The sequence below is a fragment of the Pseudomonas sivasensis genome, from assembly GCF_052938085.1.
The window spans coordinates 484,243-500,929 of the sequence record NZ_CP176442.1 but is presented as its reverse complement, the minus strand read 5'-3'; the positions used below and the strand labels follow the sequence as shown (position 1 = coordinate 500,929).

The 16,687-nt window shown below is 57.0% G+C and carries 16 protein-coding genes, 2 tRNA genes and 1 rRNA gene; 9 read left to right on the top strand and 10 right to left on the bottom strand.

Annotation, left to right across the window (positions count from 1 at the left end):
- Positions 1-124: 124 nt before the first annotated feature.
- From ACKZ62_RS02385 to tyrS, 4 genes are all read right to left on the bottom strand, one after another.
- Positions 125-200 (bottom strand) — tRNA-Ala (locus tag ACKZ62_RS02385).
- Between the two features lie 30 nt (positions 201-230).
- Positions 231-307: transfer RNA gene (locus ACKZ62_RS02380), tRNA-Ile, on the bottom strand.
- A gap of 83 nt (positions 308-390) precedes the next feature.
- Positions 391-1,927, bottom strand: a 16S ribosomal RNA gene (locus ACKZ62_RS02375).
- Positions 1,928-2,423: 496 nt separating this feature from the next.
- Positions 2,424-3,623, bottom strand: a complete 1,200-nt coding sequence (gene tyrS, locus ACKZ62_RS02370; RefSeq protein WP_122754302.1) for a tyrosine--tRNA ligase — start codon at positions 3,621-3,623, stop codon at positions 2,424-2,426.
- Between the two features lie 208 nt (positions 3,624-3,831).
- Here tyrS and ACKZ62_RS02365 point away from each other — a divergent pair, with 208 nt between their 5' ends.
- Positions 3,832-5,250 carry a peptidoglycan DD-metalloendopeptidase family protein gene (locus ACKZ62_RS02365; RefSeq protein ID WP_447096285.1) on the top strand — a complete coding sequence of 473 codons (1,419 nt, stop codon included), beginning with the start codon at positions 3,832-3,834 and terminating at the stop codon, positions 5,248-5,250.
- 3 nt (positions 5,251-5,253) lie between these two features.
- Positions 5,254-6,345, top strand: coding sequence for an anhydro-N-acetylmuramic acid kinase (locus ACKZ62_RS02360; RefSeq protein WP_447096284.1), 1,092 nt, complete (start codon positions 5,254-5,256; stop codon positions 6,343-6,345).
- Positions 6,346-6,414: 69 nt separating this feature from the next.
- Here the strand turns inward: ACKZ62_RS02360 and erpA are convergent, their stop codons facing one another.
- Both erpA and argC read right to left on the bottom strand, forming a co-directional pair.
- The gene (gene erpA / locus ACKZ62_RS02355) at positions 6,415-6,765 is read right to left on the bottom strand and encodes an iron-sulfur cluster insertion protein ErpA (RefSeq protein ID WP_003176443.1); all 351 of its coding nucleotides are present in this window, start codon (positions 6,763-6,765) and stop codon (positions 6,415-6,417) included.
- 165 nt (positions 6,766-6,930) lie between these two features.
- Complete coding sequence (gene argC, locus ACKZ62_RS02350; protein ID WP_024077689.1) at positions 6,931-7,965, bottom strand: N-acetyl-gamma-glutamyl-phosphate reductase; 1,035 nt, start codon at positions 7,963-7,965, stop codon at positions 6,931-6,933.
- 134 nt (positions 7,966-8,099) lie between these two features.
- Between argC and hemJ the strand changes: the two genes are divergently transcribed.
- From hemJ to coq7, 6 genes are all read left to right on the top strand, one after another.
- Complete coding sequence (gene hemJ, locus ACKZ62_RS02345) at positions 8,100-8,528, top strand: protoporphyrinogen oxidase HemJ (RefSeq protein WP_032883825.1); 429 nt, start codon at positions 8,100-8,102, stop codon at positions 8,526-8,528.
- A 24-nt stretch (positions 8,529-8,552) separates the two neighbouring features.
- The gene (locus ACKZ62_RS02340; protein WP_447096283.1) at positions 8,553-9,515 is read left to right on the top strand and encodes an NAD(P)H-dependent flavin oxidoreductase; all 963 of its coding nucleotides are present in this window, start codon (positions 8,553-8,555) and stop codon (positions 9,513-9,515) included.
- Positions 9,516-9,583: 68 nt separating this feature from the next.
- Positions 9,584-10,549, top strand: a complete 966-nt coding sequence (locus ACKZ62_RS02335) for a DUF805 domain-containing protein (RefSeq protein WP_032883827.1) — start codon at positions 9,584-9,586, stop codon at positions 10,547-10,549.
- Between the two features lie 60 nt (positions 10,550-10,609).
- Complete coding sequence (locus ACKZ62_RS02330) at positions 10,610-11,398, top strand: SDR family NAD(P)-dependent oxidoreductase (RefSeq protein WP_032883828.1); 789 nt, start codon at positions 10,610-10,612, stop codon at positions 11,396-11,398.
- Positions 11,399-11,445: 47 nt separating this feature from the next.
- The gene (locus tag ACKZ62_RS02325) at positions 11,446-11,784 is read left to right on the top strand and encodes a histidine triad nucleotide-binding protein (RefSeq protein WP_032883829.1); all 339 of its coding nucleotides are present in this window, start codon (positions 11,446-11,448) and stop codon (positions 11,782-11,784) included.
- A gap of 138 nt (positions 11,785-11,922) precedes the next feature.
- Positions 11,923-12,570: a 2-polyprenyl-3-methyl-6-methoxy-1,4-benzoquinone monooxygenase gene (coq7, locus tag ACKZ62_RS02320; RefSeq protein ID WP_032883831.1), complete on the top strand. Its 648-nt coding sequence runs from the start codon at positions 11,923-11,925 to the stop codon at positions 12,568-12,570.
- A 62-nt stretch (positions 12,571-12,632) separates the two neighbouring features.
- Here coq7 and ACKZ62_RS02315 read toward each other — a convergent pair whose 3' ends face one another.
- Positions 12,633-13,055, bottom strand: a complete 423-nt coding sequence (locus ACKZ62_RS02315) for an OsmC family protein (protein ID WP_003176451.1) — start codon at positions 13,053-13,055, stop codon at positions 12,633-12,635.
- Between the two features lie 245 nt (positions 13,056-13,300).
- Between ACKZ62_RS02315 and crp the strand changes: the two genes are divergently transcribed.
- Positions 13,301-13,945 (top strand): cAMP-activated global transcriptional regulator CRP, encoded by a 645-nt coding sequence (gene crp, locus ACKZ62_RS02310; protein WP_032883832.1) that lies wholly within the window; start codon positions 13,301-13,303, stop codon positions 13,943-13,945.
- Here the strand turns inward: crp and ACKZ62_RS02305 are convergent.
- The 3 genes from ACKZ62_RS02305 to trpD all read right to left on the bottom strand — a co-directional run bounded on the left by ACKZ62_RS02305 (position 13,942) and on the right by trpD (position 16,681).
- Positions 13,942-14,637 carry a lipoate--protein ligase family protein gene (locus tag ACKZ62_RS02305; RefSeq protein WP_447096282.1) on the bottom strand — a complete coding sequence of 232 codons (696 nt, stop codon included), beginning with the start codon at positions 14,635-14,637 and terminating at the stop codon, positions 13,942-13,944. The genes crp and ACKZ62_RS02305 overlap by 4 nt on opposite strands.
- A gap of 161 nt (positions 14,638-14,798) precedes the next feature.
- Complete coding sequence (gene trpC, locus ACKZ62_RS02300; RefSeq protein ID WP_095185035.1) at positions 14,799-15,635, bottom strand: indole-3-glycerol phosphate synthase TrpC; 837 nt, start codon at positions 15,633-15,635, stop codon at positions 14,799-14,801.
- Positions 15,632-16,681 (bottom strand): anthranilate phosphoribosyltransferase, encoded by a 1,050-nt coding sequence (gene trpD, locus ACKZ62_RS02295; RefSeq protein WP_032883837.1) that lies wholly within the window; start codon positions 16,679-16,681, stop codon positions 15,632-15,634. Before trpD ends, trpC begins: the two co-directional genes overlap by 4 nt.
- Positions 16,682-16,687 lie beyond the last annotated feature (6 nt).

Sequence of the window (16,687 nt, the reverse complement as noted above, 5' to 3'; positions counted from 1 at the left end):
AGTCTATCTTTCTATCACATACCCAAATTTTTAAAGAACGATCTAATCAAAGACTAGAAATCAACATTCACCATCATAACAATGGAATGCTCATTTCTAAGCTTTCAACAAACAGAAGCAGTAGTGGTGGAGCCAAACGGGATCGAACCGTTGACCTCCTGCGTGCAAGGCAGGCGCTCTCCCAGCTGAGCTATGGCCCCGTATTTCTACAGGCGTTTCCCACACAAAATTGGTGGGTCTGGGCAGATTCGAACTGCCGACCTCACCCTTATCAGGGGTGCGCTCTAACCAACTGAGCTACAGACCCAATTTCGGGCTGCTTCTTTATCGTCTTCTTCAATGAATCAAGCAATTCGTGTGGGAACTTATGGAGCAGCTGATGTCGTCGATTAAGGAGGTGATCCAGCCGCAGGTTCCCCTACGGCTACCTTGTTACGACTTCACCCCAGTCATGAATCACACCGTGGTAACCGTCCTCCCGAAGGTTAGACTAGCTACTTCTGGTGCAACCCACTCCCATGGTGTGACGGGCGGTGTGTACAAGGCCCGGGAACGTATTCACCGCGACATTCTGATTCGCGATTACTAGCGATTCCGACTTCACGCAGTCGAGTTGCAGACTGCGATCCGGACTACGATCGGTTTTATGGGATTAGCTCCACCTCGCGGCTTGGCAACCCTCTGTACCGACCATTGTAGCACGTGTGTAGCCCAGGCCGTAAGGGCCATGATGACTTGACGTCATCCCCACCTTCCTCCGGTTTGTCACCGGCAGTCTCCTTAGAGTGCCCACCACTACGTGCTGGTAACTAAGGACAAGGGTTGCGCTCGTTACGGGACTTAACCCAACATCTCACGACACGAGCTGACGACAGCCATGCAGCACCTGTCTCAATGTTCCCGAAGGCACCAATCTATCTCTAGAAAGTTCATTGGATGTCAAGGCCTGGTAAGGTTCTTCGCGTTGCTTCGAATTAAACCACATGCTCCACCGCTTGTGCGGGCCCCCGTCAATTCATTTGAGTTTTAACCTTGCGGCCGTACTCCCCAGGCGGTCAACTTAATGCGTTAGCTGCGCCACTAAGAGCTCAAGGCTCCCAACGGCTAGTTGACATCGTTTACGGCGTGGACTACCAGGGTATCTAATCCTGTTTGCTCCCCACGCTTTCGCACCTCAGTGTCAGTATCAGTCCAGGTGGTCGCCTTCGCCACTGGTGTTCCTTCCTATATCTACGCATTTCACCGCTACACAGGAAATTCCACCACCCTCTACCATACTCTAGTCAGTCAGTTTTGAATGCAGTTCCCAGGTTGAGCCCGGGGATTTCACATCCAACTTAACAAACCACCTACGCGCGCTTTACGCCCAGTAATTCCGATTAACGCTTGCACCCTCTGTATTACCGCGGCTGCTGGCACAGAGTTAGCCGGTGCTTATTCTGTCGGTAACGTCAAAACAATCACGTATTAGGTAACTGCCCTTCCTCCCAACTTAAAGTGCTTTACAATCCGAAGACCTTCTTCACACACGCGGCATGGCTGGATCAGGCTTTCGCCCATTGTCCAATATTCCCCACTGCTGCCTCCCGTAGGAGTCTGGACCGTGTCTCAGTTCCAGTGTGACTGATCATCCTCTCAGACCAGTTACGGATCGTCGCCTTGGTGAGCCATTACCTCACCAACTAGCTAATCCGACCTAGGCTCATCTGATAGCGCAAGGCCCGAAGGTCCCCTGCTTTCTCCCGTAGGACGTATGCGGTATTAGCGTCCGTTTCCGAACGTTATCCCCCACTACCAGGCAGATTCCTAGGCATTACTCACCCGTCCGCCGCTCTCAAGAGAAGCAAGCTTCTCTCTACCGCTCGACTTGCATGTGTTAGGCCTGCCGCCAGCGTTCAATCTGAGCCATGATCAAACTCTTCAGTTCAAACATCTTTGGGTTTTTAAGAAACCCTAAACTTGGCTCAGCAATCGTTGGTTACATCTTTGATTTCTCGCGGAGTAACTTGTGATGCTGATAATCTTGTTGACTATCAGTCTGACTCCACAAGCACCCACACGAATTGCTTGATTCAGTTGTTAAAGAGCGGTTGGTTAAGATCTTTCGTCTCAACCGAGGCGCGCATTCTACAGCAGCCTCATTTGCTGTCAAGTGATTATTTTCAGAAGCTTTCGAAGATTTCTTCAACAACTTCAACCACTTGCGCTTCTGATCTCTCATCAGCGGGAGGCGAATTCTACAGCGTTACACGCTGCTGTCAACACCTCTTTTTCAACTTCCTTTTGGCTTCGATGAACTGAAGCAACTTACTGCCGAAAACTGCGTAACTCATTGTTTACCAAGGAGTTTTCCGTTTCGACTGCACCGGAAGTGGGGCGAATTATAGACAGATATAATTCGCCGTCAACACTTAATTTCAGCCTTATTCAGATTTGAGCGTAATACGTGCAAAGGCCTTCTTCCCCGCCTGACAAATGTGGGTCGCTCCGAGCTCATATATAAAGGTGCGATCTACCACCTCACCATCTATACGCACACCACCCGAACCCAGAAGGTCACGAGCCACGGCAGAGTTTTTTACCAAGCCCGCCTTATTAAGAACGGCCGCAATCGGCATCGCCTCAGCAGCAGTCAGCTCAACCTCAGGAAGATCATCCGGCAACTCGCCATCCTTCATGCGGTTGCCCGCAGCGCGGTGAGCACTGGCCGCAGCCTCTTCCCCATGGAACCGAGCAACAATCTCTTCTGCCAGCTTGATTTTCACATCACGCGGGTTGGCACCCGCCTCGACGTCAGCGCGCAACGCATTGATCTCGTCCATCGAGCGGAAGCTCAACAGCTCAAAGTAACGCCACATCAGCGCATCAGGAATGGAAACCAGCTTGCCGTACATCACGCCTGGCGCCTCTTGGATACCTACATAGTTACCCAGAGACTTGGACATCTTCTTGACGCCATCCAACCCTTCCAGCAATGGCATAGTCAGAATGCACTGAGCCTCTTGCCCATACGCACGCTGGAGCTCACGCCCCATCAGCAGGTTGAACTTCTGGTCGGTACCACCCAGCTCCACATCGGCACGCAGCGCCACCGAGTCATAACCCTGGACTAGCGGATACAGGAACTCATGAATAGCGATCGGCTGATTGGTGGAGTAGCGCTTATCGAAGTCGTCGCGCTCAAGCATTCGCGCAACGGTGTACTGAGATGTCAGACGAATAAAGTCGGCCGGCCCCATCTGATCCATCCAGGTGGAGTTGAACGCCACCTCGGTCTTAGCCGGATCAAGAATCTTGAATACTTGGGTCTTGTAGGTCTCGGCGTTGTCGAGAACCTGCTCGCGGGTTAGCGGCGGGCGCGTAGCGCTTTTGCCACTCGGGTCGCCGATCATCCCAGTGAAGTCACCTATAAGGAAGATGACCTGATGCCCCAGCTCCTGGAACTGGCGTAGCTTATTAATAAGCACGGTGTGACCCAGGTGCAGGTCCGGCGCTGTCGGATCGAAACCAGCCTTAATACGCAGGGGTTGGCCACGCTTGAGCTTTTCGATCAGCTCGGCCTCAACCAACAGTTCTTCCGCACCACGTTTTATCAGCGCTAGCTGCTCTTCAACCGACTTCATAACAGACCCGCAAGGCTCAGATTCAAAAGGGAACCAACCATACAAGATCAGGGACTAATTACAAGTTTTGCCCTGCGCACGGACACCGTTCAGCAAGCCCAGCATTCGCGAGCTTGCGCCACAGATGATTTGGTTATATTTTATACAGTTATTTCATCTTCATCATGTCATTCATCTTTTCCATTTCATCTTCAAAGTCAAATTACCTATGACCACTGAACCGTCTAAAGCGCCGCCGCTTTACCCGAAGACCCACCTGCTCGCCGCAAGTGGTATCGCCGCCCTTCTTAGCCTGGCACTCCTGGTATTCCCTTCCAGTGACGTAGAAGCCAAACGAACATCCCTGAGCCTCGACTTGGAGAGTCCAGTTGAACAACTGACACAAGATCAAGACGCTTCCGACGCTCAACAAGCCACAAATGCCTCATCTGAATCGCCGTTTGCCCAGATAGAAAACACGCCCGAAGATACCCAGCAAGCGGCAAAGGAACTGCAAAAGCCAGTCGCAGACGCAGCTAAGAATCCTCAGCACCGCGAAGTGATCGTCGCAAAAGGCGATACGCTTTCGACCCTTTTCGAGAAGGTTGGCCTTCCTGCCGCCACCGTTAACGACGTGCTGGCCAGCGACAAACAAGCCAAGCAGTTCACCCAACTGAAACACGGCCAGAAGCTTGAGTTCGAATTGACGCCTGACGGCCAATTGAACAACCTGCACAGCAACGTCAGCGACCTCGAAAGCATCTCCCTGACTAAGGGCGCTAAAGGTTTCGCGTTCAATCGCATCACCACCAAACCAGTGATGCGCTCCGCCTACGTTCACGGTGTGATCAACAGCTCGCTGTCGCAATCCGCTGCGCGCGCGGGGTTGTCGCATAGCATGACCATGGACATGGCCAGCGTATTTGGCTACGACATCGACTTCGCCCAAGACATCCGCCAAGGTGACGAATTCGACGTGATCTACGAGCAGAAAGTCGCCAACGGCAAAGTGGTCGGCACTGGCAATATTCTCTCTGCACGCTTTACCAACCGCGGCAAGACCTACACCGCTGTGCGCTACACCAACAAGCAAGGCAATAGCAGCTACTACACGGCTGATGGCAATAGCATGCGCAAAGCCTTCATCCGTACCCCAGTGGACTTCGCTCGCATCAGCTCGCGTTTCTCCATGGGGCGCAAGCATCCAATCCTGAACAAAATCCGCGCACACAAGGGCGTCGACTACGCAGCTCCTCGTGGTACGCCTATCAAGGCAGCGGGAGACGGCAAGGTCCTGCTGGCCGGCCGTCGCGGCGGTTACGGCAACACGGTGATCATTCAGCACGGCAACACCTACCGAACCTTGTATGGCCACATGCAAGGCTTCGCAAAGGGCGTGAAGACGGGCGGTAATGTGAAGCAGGGTCAGGTGATCGGCTATATCGGCACTACCGGCCTCTCCACCGGACCGCATTTGCACTACGAGTTCCAGGTCAATGGCGTACACGTTGATCCACTGGGCCAGAAACTGCCGATGGCCGACCCAATCGCCAAAGCAGAGCGCGCGCGCTTCATGCAACAAAGCCAGCCCCTGATGGCACGTATGGACCAGGAGCGTTCCACCCTTCTGGCTTCGGCGAAGCGTTAAGTCATGCCGCTCTATATAGGTGTGATGTCCGGAACCAGCCTCGACGGCCTGGATATCGCCCTGATCGAACAAGGTGCAGCGGTCAATCTGATCGCCACCCACTACACTCCGATGCCGGACACCCTGCGCGCAGAGCTGCTAAGCCTGTGCGCTAGCGGCCCGGATGAGATTGCCCGTTCAGCGATCGCCCAGCAGCATTGGGTTACCCTCGCCGCTCAAGGCATTCACACACTGCTCGACCAGCAAAACCTCAAGCCTCAAGACATCCGCGCGATCGGCAGCCATGGTCAGACTATCCGCCACGAACCCGCCCGAGGTTTTACGGTGCAGATCGGAAACCCGGCCTTGCTCACTGAGCTGACGGGCATCACCGTGGTCAGCGACTTTCGCAGCCGCGATGTAGCCGCCGGCGGCCAGGGTGCACCGCTCGTCCCTGCGTTTCATGAAGCATTGTTTGGCGAAAGCACCGGCAACCGTGCGGTGTTGAATATAGGCGGTTTCAGCAACCTCAGCCTGATTGAGACCGGCAAACCTGTAGCCGGCTTCGACTGCGGCCCGGGCAATGTCCTGTTGGATGCCTGGATTCATCTACAACGCGGCGAACACTTTGATCGCGACGGCCAGTGGGCAGCCAGCGGCAAAGTAGAACCTCAGTTGCTCAACGCTCTGCTCGGCGACCCGTTTTTCCTGACAAAAGGCCCAAAAAGCACCGGCCGAGAAGTGTTCAACCTGGGATGGTTGCAACAGCACCTTAGCCGCCTGCCAGCCTTCGAACCCCAGAACGTGCAGGCCAGCTTGCTGGAACTGACCGCCCTGACCATCGTTGAGTCCCTGCAAACCGCACAATCGCAGACAGAAACGCTCTTGATCTGTGGCGGCGGCGCCCATAACACCGCAATGATGAAGCGACTGGCCGCCCTGCTGCCATCCACCCAGGTCAGCAGCACAGCCACTCACGGCGTAGACCCCGACTGGGTCGAAGCCATGGCCTTCGCCTGGCTGGCCCATTGCTGCCTGGAAGGCATTGCCGCCAACCGTCCCAACGTCACTGGCGCGCGCGGACTGCGGTTACTGGGCGCAATCTACCCCGCCTGACTAATCCGCAGACAGCAAAACGCCGCTTGGCCCATGAAAGCCAAGCGGCGTTTTTGTATCCACTCTCGATCAGATCGAGAACGAAGACCCGCAACCACATGTAGTGGTGGCATTAGGGTTCTTGATCACGAAACGCGACCCCTCCAGACCTTCCTGATAATCCACCTCGGCGCCCGCCAAGTACTGGAAACTCATCGGGTCTACAACCAGGCTCACGCCCTCGCGCTCAACGATAGTGTCATCGTCAGCCACATCTTCATCGAAGGTAAAGCCGTACTGAAACCCTGAACAACCGCCGCCCGTAACGAATACGCGCAGCTTCAAGCGATCATTACCCTCTTCATCGACCAGGCTCTTCACCTTGTGCGCAGCACCGTGAGTGAATTGCAAAGCCGTGGGGGTGAAGGATTCAACGCTCATGCTGATAATCTCCCGGCGTAGAGCCGCCATATGCGTAATGGCGGGCATTATCCGCTTCTCCTAGAAAATCGGTCAACTATTGTTACGGTATATCAATCTGCATCGCCGCCATTAGAAACACAAAAGGCCCGATCAACGGGCCTTTTGCGCAATCAACAAACCGCCTTAAGGCAGCATGCCGGCATGGGACAAGCCCAACTTCTCATCCAAGCCGAATAGGATGTTCATGTTCTGCACAGCCTGGCCCGACGCGCCCTTTACCAGGTTATCGATCACCGACAGCACGACCACCAGGTCGCCGTCCTGCGGACGGTGCACAGCAATCCGGCACACGTTGGCGCCACGCACGCTACGGGTTTCCGGGTGGCTGCCCGCCGGCATTACGTCGACGAACGGCTCATTCGCGTAGCGCTTTTCAAACAACGCCTGCAGGTCTACCGAACGATCGACCACGGTTGCGTATAGCGTTGAGTGGATACCACGGATCATTGGCGTCAGGTGCGGCACAAAGGTCAAGCCCACCTCCTTACCGGCAGCACGGCGCAGGCCCTGGCGGATTTCCGGCAGGTGGCGATGCCCTTTTACCGCATAGGCCTTCATGCTTTCCGAAGTCTCGGAGTACAGCGACCCTACCGCAGCACCACGGCCTGCACCGCTGACGCCCGACTTGCAGTCTGCAATCAGGCGCGAAGCATCCGCCAGCCCAGCTTCAAGCAACGGCAGAAAGCCCAACTGCGTAGCGGTTGGGTAGCAACCCGGCACCGCGATCAGGCGCGCCTGCTTGATTTGCTCACGATTGACTTCAGGCAGGCCATACACCGCCTCTTCCAACAACTCCGGCGCGCCGTGTGGCTGACCGTACCACTTGGCCCATTCATCGGCGTCCTGCAGACGGAAGTCCGCCGACAGGTCAATGACCTTGGTGCCAGCTGCCAGCAACTCACCGGCCAGCGCATGGGCAACACCATGTGGCGTGGCGAAGAAGACCACGTCGCAGGCGCCAAGGGTCTTGATGTCCGGAACACTGAACGCCAAGCCGTCGTAGTGGCCTCGCAGGTTCGGATACATATCGGCCACGGCCAGGCCTGCCTCGGATCGAGAGGTGATGACCACCACCTCAGCTTGCGGATGCTGAGCCAACAGACGCAGCAATTCGACACCGGTGTAACCCGTGCCGCCGACGATACCGACCTTGACCATAAACCTGCCCTCAACGAACCACTGGAAAGCCGTCGATAATAGGGGCCGTATCGCCCTGCGACAACCGTCAACGTGACGTATGGGCGCATGAGCCACTACTATCTTCGCTACCGTGAACCTGGGAATAACTAAAAATGCTTTATCTATGGGTCAAAGCCTTCCACATCATCAGCATCGTCTGCTGGTTTGCCGGGCTGTTCTACCTGCCGCGCCTGTTCGTCTACCACGCCCAAAGCGAGGACACCGTCAGCAAGGAGCGCTTCAGCATCATGGAGCGCAAGTTGTACCGCGGCATCATGGGCCCGGCGATGATTGCCTCCCTGGCATTCGGCATCTGGCTGATTGCCCTCAACCCCGGCATCTTTCAGTCCGGCGGCTGGATCCACGCCAAGCTGACCCTCGTTGTACTGTTGATCGGCTATCACCACATGTGTGGCGCACAGGTAAAACGTTTCGCCCGTGGCGAAAACACCCGCAGCCATGTCTTTTATCGCTGGTTCAATGAAGTCCCGGTTCTGATATTGCTGGCTATCGTAATTTTGGTCGTAGTCAAACCGTTCTAACTTCAATTACTCGGGGTACCTCCAATGTCGCTGCCCGCTCTGCTTGAACAACGTCTGCGCCTGCCCGTGGTGGCTGCGCCGATGTTCCTGATTTCCAATCCACAACTGGTCCTGGCCTGCTGCCGCAATGGCGTGGTCGGGAGCTTTCCTGCGCTCAACCAGCGCGAGAGCAGTGGCTTCAAAGCCTGGCTGGAGGAAATCGAAGCGGGCCATGCGCAGTTGGACAATCCAGCGCCGTACGCCGTCAACCTTATCGTGCACAACAGTAACCCTCGCCTGGAGGCGGATCTGGCGATCTGCGTTGAGCACAAGGTGCCGATCGTGATCACCAGTTTGGGCGCGGTGAAAGAGTTGGTAGATGCCGTGCACAGCTACGGCGGGCTGGTGTTCCACGATGTCACCACCCGGCGCCATGCCGAAAAAGCCGCTGAAGCCGGTGTAGATGGCCTGATTGCTGTGGCTGCCGGTGCCGGTGGCCATGCCGGCACCTGGAGCCCGTTCTCGCTGATTGCCGAGATTCGACAGTTCTTCGACAAAACCCTGCTGCTGGCCGGGTGCCTCAATCATGGACACGAAATCCTCGCCGCCCAGTTACTGGGCGCAGACCTGGCATATTTCGGCACGCGCTTCATCGGTACCACCGAAAGCCACGCCCCAGATGCCTATAAAGAGATGCTGCTCACATCGCGCGCCGCCGACATCGTGCACACTCCCGCAGTCTCCGGCGTTCCCGCTAGCTTTATGCGCCAAAGCCTGGAAAATGCCGGGTTCGACCTCGCTGCCCTGCAAGGCAAAGGCGAAGTCAACTTCGGTTCCAAGCTCAAACCGCTGAGCGACGAAGCCAAAGCATGGAAGACCGTATGGTCCGCCGGCCAAGGCGTCGGTGAGATTAATGATTTGCCCAGCGTCGATGAACTCGTTGCCCGCCTCGATGCCGAATACCGCAAGGCGCGCGAGCAGGCCGCACAATTGCGCTGGCCACGCTGACCCAACCGACAGGCCTGCCAATTGAGCAGGCCCGCACCCCCACCTGAATAAGTGACAAGGAAGCCCGCATGAGCGACAACCGCTTCAAGATTGTTTTTGATGGAGCCTTGCTCCCGGGTGTCGAAAGCACCACGGCCAAGCTGAACCTGGCTGAGCTGTTCAAAAGCACCGTCGAGGACATCGAGAAACTCTTCACCGGTCGCCCGGTTGCACTAAAACGCGACCTGTCACGCCCCGACGCCGAAACCTACCTCACCGCTCTGAAGAACGCTGGCGTCGACGCGCGCATCGAGGCCGAACAGCCCGTAGCCTTCAGCCTTGCCGAAACACACGAGACGAGCTCTGGTGCAACAGACTTCTCTCGCCCAGCCGCTTCACCGTACGCGCCTCCGCGTGCTGCCGTGGGTGACAGCCACCCTGAATACGCCGATCTCAAGATCTTCACGATCAATGGCCGTATTGGCCGTCTGCGGTATTTGGCATGGACGCTGGTACTGACCGTCGCAATGCTCGTCGCAGCAGGCATCCTTAGTACTGTAGGCTTCGCCATCGCGACCGCGTCACCGACGATAGCCATCATTGTTGGCTCGCTGCTCGGTTTAGCGCTGTTCGTTGCGGTTGTAGTCGTGAGTGTGCAAATCGGGGTCCAGCGCTTGCACGACCTGGGCTGGTCTGGCTGGCTGTACCTGCTGAACCTCGTGCCGCTGGTAAACAGCATTTTCCCGCTGTTGCTGCTGGTAGTGCCAGGTAACTCGGGTGCCAACCAATACGGCGCACCGCCACCGCGTAACTCCACTGCGGTAAAGGTTCTGGCCTCTCTGTGGCTGGCATTCATTCCTCTGATGCTCATCCTCGTCGTGTCGCTGGGCATGAACGGCTACCTGGACCAACTCGAATCCAACGTCGACAGCAGCTACGAAAGCAGCTCCATCACCTCCGATGAAGACGCCGATCAAAGCGTCATCGTTGATGAAGAAGACGCCCAAAGTGCTGACGAAGCGGCCGAACCTGTAGACTCTGCAGAAGAACAGTAAAGAAACGCCCCCATCCGTGATGCCTCCATCATTGATGGGGGCGTTGCGATGGAGAAAGGCATGACCCGTTACGCTCTGATCACCGGTGCCTCCAGCGGCATTGGCCTCGCCTTGGCAGAAGCCCTGGCCCGTCGCGGCCGCAGCTTGATTCTGGTGGCCCGCCAGCGTGATCAGTTGGAAAGCATTGCAATCGAATTGACTCAGCGCTTCGGCGTCGAGGTGCTGTTTCGTGCCTGCGACCTGGGCGAGCCGCTGCGCTTGTCCGGATTCCTGTTGGAGCTTGAAGAAGGCGAGCGGCAGATTGATTTGCTGGTCAACTGCGCCGGCATCGGCACAAGCGGACCATTCCTGGCCCAGGACTGGATGACCGAGCAAGACCTTATTGAAGTCAACATCCTCGCCCTCACCCGCATGTGTCACGCCCTGGGCAATACCATGGCGCTGCAGGGCGGCGGACAAATTCTTAACGTTGCGTCGATTGCCGCGTTTCAACCCGGTCCGTGGATGAGCAGTTACTACGCCAGCAAGGCCTATGTGTTGCATTTCTCCGAGGGTTTGCGCGAAGAACTGAAGACCTGCGGCATCAAGGTATCGGTCCTTTGCCCTGGCCCGACACGCACTGCGTTCTTCGGTACCGCGCAAATGGACACCGCCAAGCTTGATCGCAGCGAACAACTGATGAGCCCGGAAGAGGTCGCGCTCTACACCGTACGCGCATTGGAAAAGAACAAAGCCATCATCATCCCCGGCCGCCGTAATCGCTGGCTGGCCTTCAGCCCACGTCTAAGCCCGCGCTGGCTGACGCGCAAAATAGCCGGTGCCATCAACAAGGCCTATTGCCCACGCTGACCGCGTGGGTACACTCACCCCTGCACGCTCATAATGGAGAAACAGCTGTGGATACTCTGTTCACCAAGATCATCAACAGAGAAATACCCGCGAAGATCATCTACGAAGATGATCAAGTCCTCGCTTTTCACGATATTGCCCCGCAGGCACCAGTGCATTTTCTGGTGATCCCGAAGAAGCCTATCCGCACCCTCAATGACCTCACGGAAGATGACAAATCCCTGGCCGGGCACATTCTGTTTACCGCCCAGCGCCTCGCCGTGGAACAAGGCTGCGAGAAAGGGTTTCGCGTAGTAATGAACTGCAATGAGGATGGCGGACAGACTGTCTATCACATCCATATGCACGTGCTGGGTCAGCGCCAGATGAACTGGCCACCGGGCTGAGGATTATTGGGGAGTTTGCGACTGCGACGCAGCCGGACGGTAGCAAGCTCCCTCGCCACAAAGGCAAATTGACTCAGGGCAAACGCTTGCCCATCTCTTGCGGTAAACTGGCCGCCGAGATTCTTCCCGGAGGTCAGCATGACTACCCAACGTCACTACTCGCCGATTGATCGCCTATTGCTGCAAGCCGACACGGCCATGCGCACACTCCTGCCCTTCAGTGGCCAACCGTACCGTCCGTCGCCCGCCATCGTGCAACCTGACGCGCAGATGAGCGAGACCGACACTCGTCATGTCGCCGGCCTGATGCGCATCAACCATACCGGCGAAGTCTGTGCCCAGGCGCTTTACCAAGGCCAGGCACTGACTGCCAAGCTGCCGCAGGTACGCGCGGCCATGGAGCACGCGGCCGAGGAAGAAATCGACCACCTGGCCTGGTGCGAGCAACGCATCCGTCAACTGGGTAGCCATCCCAGCGTGCTGAATCCACTGTTTTACGGTTTGTCGTTCGGCATCGGCGCTGCTGCCGGCTTGATCAGTGACAAGGTCAGCCTCGGTTTTGTCGCCGCAACTGAACATCAAGTGTGCAAGCACTTGGATGAACACCTGGAACAATTGCCGGCCGAAGACGAAAAATCCCGGGCCATTCTTGAGCAGATGCGTATCGATGAAGAACACCACGCTGAAAGCGCACTGGATGCAGGCGGTTTCCGCTTCCCGGCGCCAGTGCGTTTCGGCATGAGCCTACTTGCCAAGGTCATGACCAAAAGCACCTACCGCGTCTGAGCAAACCTGCAGCCGAAAAAAAGGGCGCTTTCAAAGCGCCCTTTTCTTTTGCCAATCGGCGATTAACCCAACTCGATAATCTCGTAGTCATGGGTAATGGCCACGCCGGCCGCACCGAGCATGATCGACGCCGAGCAGTACTTCTCTGCCGACAGCTCGATGGCGCGCTTGACCTGAGCCTCCTTCAGCCCTCGACCCTTCACCACGAAGTGCATATGGATCTTGGTGAACACCTTGGGATCTTCAGTGGCGCGCTCGGCTTCCAGGAAGGCTTCACAGCTTTCCACGGCCTGTCGGGATTTTTTCAGGATGCTGACCACGTCGAAATTGCTGCAACCGCCCACGCCCAGCAGGAGCATTTCCATCGGACGTACGCCCAGGTTGCGGCCACCGGCTTCAGGCGGGCCATCCATGACCACTACATGGCCACTGCCCGACTCACCGAGGAACATGGCTTCGCCCGCCCATTGGATGCGTGCCTTCATCGCCCAGACTCCACTGCTAAAAAAGGGTCGCCAGCTTAGCACAGGGCCTAAGCGCGACAGCGTTTCCCATCTATGTGATCAATAACGGGGCTTGCTCGGTAAATTGGCTAATCGAGTCAGAATGTGTCTGTTAAGCTGACGCCAAATGAGTGGCGCATTGCCACCCTTTATAAAGCGTGTATCAATGCCGATACCGCCGAGTACAACAATTCCAACCACCTCGCGCTGCCTTTCGGGATACAACCATGGTTGCTCTGACGCCCATACCCAAGATTAAGAATCTCGACAAGCTGCTGATGCATTGCCAGCGCCGACGTTACCCGGCCAAGCACAACATCATCTGCGCCGGCGAGCGCTCCGAAACGTTGTTCTTCATTATCAAGGGCTCAGTCACCATTCTGATCGAGGATGAAGACGGCCGCGAGATGATCATCGCCTACCTGAACACGGGGGATTTCTTCGGGGAACTGGGGCTGTTTGAGCAAGCCGGCAAGGAACAGGAGCGTAGCGCCTGGGTGCGGGCCAAGGTCGAGTGCGAAGTGGCCGAGATCAGTTACACCAAATTTCGCGAGCTGGCTCAACACGATCCCGACATTCTCTACGCACTCAGCGGTCAGATCGCCCAGCGCCTGCGTGACACCACGCGAAAGGTCGGCGACTTGGCATTCTTCGACGTTACCGGTCGCGTGGCCCGTTGCCTGCTGGAGCTGTGCAAACAGCCCGATGCAATGACTCATCCCGACGGCATGCAAATCAAGATCACCCGTCAGGAAATCGGGCGAATTGTCGGCTGTTCACGAGAGATGGTCGGCCGCGTGCTCAAGGACCTGGAAGAGCGCAACCTGGTCCACGTCAAAGGCAAGACAATGGTAGTGTTCGGTACTCGCTAACCCGGCAGGAAGCTGGCCAGCATCTGACGGTACAAGGTATCCAATCGGCTGATGGCATCCGGCGCGGGGAAAGCTTCGTGCAAGGCGATATGGCTGTCGGCACGAACCCGTTGCTCCAGACCGCAGGCTTCGTTGAAGCGATTGACCGCCGCGATCAGTTCTTCGCGATCGTTATCCAGCAACAACGCACCGTGCACCAACCCTACCGGGCGGCCACCGCTTTGCCGCCAGCGCTGAGCTGTGCCGACCATTTTGCGCCCGTTCAGGTTGACGTTGTAACGACCGTCGCAGAATGCACCTTCGATTTCCCCGACGGAGGCATCGCCGCCCAACTCGATGAGTAAATCGCAGATCGGCTGGCATAGGCGCTGGTAACCGGTTTCGATGCGGCCTTGATCGCCTTCACTGCGCGGCGGAGCGTAGACCAGGGCGATATTGACCGTAGCGCTGGACTGCGGCACCGGTTCGCCACCGGTCTCACGCAGCAACACCGGCCAACCGTAATCGGCCGAGACTTGGCTGGCGGCTTCGAATGCCGGCAACCGACTCAGACGACGCGGCATCACCAAGGCTTGATCACTGGGTTGCCAGTACAGCAGGCCGAACTCCTGGTCACCAGCACAAACGGCAGCCAACAAGGCTTGCTCGGCGGCAAGGCCTGCTTCGACGGTCATCTTTACTGGCTGAGTCATCTAACACCTACCTATCGGCATAACCACAGGACCCAATGTGGGAGGGGGCTTGCTCCCGATGGCATTCTGTCAGTTGATGAACAAGTCAACTGACACTCCGCTATCGGGAGCAAGCCCCCTCCCACATTTGACTGCATTTCAAATATTGACCGTGGGTCAAATCAATCGAGAGTTGAACCGCTGACCGCCACGCCACGCTCCGGGAAGAACAGACGCTGCAGTTCCGCCCCCGGGTTCTCGGCGCGCATGAAGGTCTCGCCCACCAGGAACGAGTACACATTGCTGATTTCCATCAGCTCCACGTCGGCGCGGTTAACAATGCCGCTCTCAGTGATCACCAGGCGGTCGCGTGGAATACGCGGCAGCAGGTCGAGAGTGTTTTCCAAGCTGACTTCAAAGGTGTGCAGGTTACGGTTGTTGACCCCCACCAGCGGTGTGTCGAGGGTTTTGAGTGCGCGCTCCAGCTCATCGCCGTCGTGCACTTCCACCAGCACGTCCAGGCCGACGCTTTTGGCCACGGCCGCCAACTCGGCCATCTTCACGTCATCCAGAGCGGAGACGATCAGCAGAACGCAGTCGGCGCCCAAGGCACGGGCTTCGACGATCTGGTACGGGTCGACCATGAAATCCTTGCGGATCACCGGTAACTTGCACGCCGCACGGGCCTGCTGCAGGAACAGGTCGGAACCCTGAAAATAATCGATATCAGTCAATACGGACAGGCATGTCGCCCCGCCCTTTTCGTAGCTGACCGCGATTTCCGCTGGCACAAAGTGCTCGCGGATAACACCCTTGCTCGGCGAAGCCTTCTTGATCTCCGCGATCACCGCCGGATGCTTGAGCTTGGCCTGGGCGATCAGTGCATTGGCAAATCCACGCGGTGCGTCAGCGGCTTTCGCTTGGGCTTCCAGCTCGGCCAGGCTCACACGGGCACGGCGTTCGGCGACTTCTTCAGCCTTGCGGGCCAGGATCTTTTCCAGAACGGTCGGAACACTCATCCTTCATTCTCCATCTTGAATACAGCGGTGAATGCTCCCAGCTCTTCGAGCTTTTCACGAGCCAGACCGGTGTGCAGCGCATCGTGGGCCAATTCGACACCTTCCTTAAGACTATAGGCATGGTCGGCAGCGTAAAGTGCCGCGCCAGCATTCAGAACAATCATTTCCGCAGCTTTTTGACCGTTCTCAGTCTTACGCCGCCCCAGGGCATCGCGAATCAACTCCAGGGACGCCGCCGGGCTTTCTACCGCCAAGCCATGCAGGCTCTGGCTCTTCATGCCCAGGTCTTCTGGCTCGACCCAGTACTCGGTGATCTGGTCATTCTTCAGCTCCGCCACAAAGGTCGGCGCGGCCAGGCTGAATTCATCCAGGCCATCTTTGGAATGCACCACCAGCACATGCTTGCTGCCCAGGCGTTGCAGCACTTCAGCCAACGGTTTGCACAACGCCTGACTGAATACGCCCACCACCTGGTGCTTTACACCGGCCGGATTCGTAAGCGGGCCGAGCATGTTGAACAGCGTACGCAGGCCAAGGTCTTTGCGCGGACCGGCGGCGTGCTTCATTGCACCATGATGGGACTGGGCAAACATAAAGCCGATGCCGACGTTGTCGATGCAGCGCGCCACTTGTACCGGTGTCAGGTTCAAGTAGATACCGGCCGCTTCCAGCAGGTCGGCACTGCCGCTCTTACCGGACACCGCACGGTTACCGTGCTTGGCCACGGTGCAGCCCGCCGCCGCGACCACAAAGGATGAAGCCGTCGACACGTTGAAAATATTCGCACCGTCGCCGCCGGTGCCAACCACATCGACCACACCGTCGAGGGTTTTAAGCTCGACCTTGTCGGCCAACTCACGCATCACCGAAACCGCGCCGACGATCTCGTCGATGCTCTCGCTCTTCATGCGCATTGCCATCATAAACGCGCCGATCTGCGCGTCAGTGCATTGGCCGGTCATGATCTCGCGCATCACATCGCTCATTTCAGCGGTGCTCAGGTCCAGATGGCCGACGATACGGCTCAGGGCAGTCTTGATATCCATGGAAAG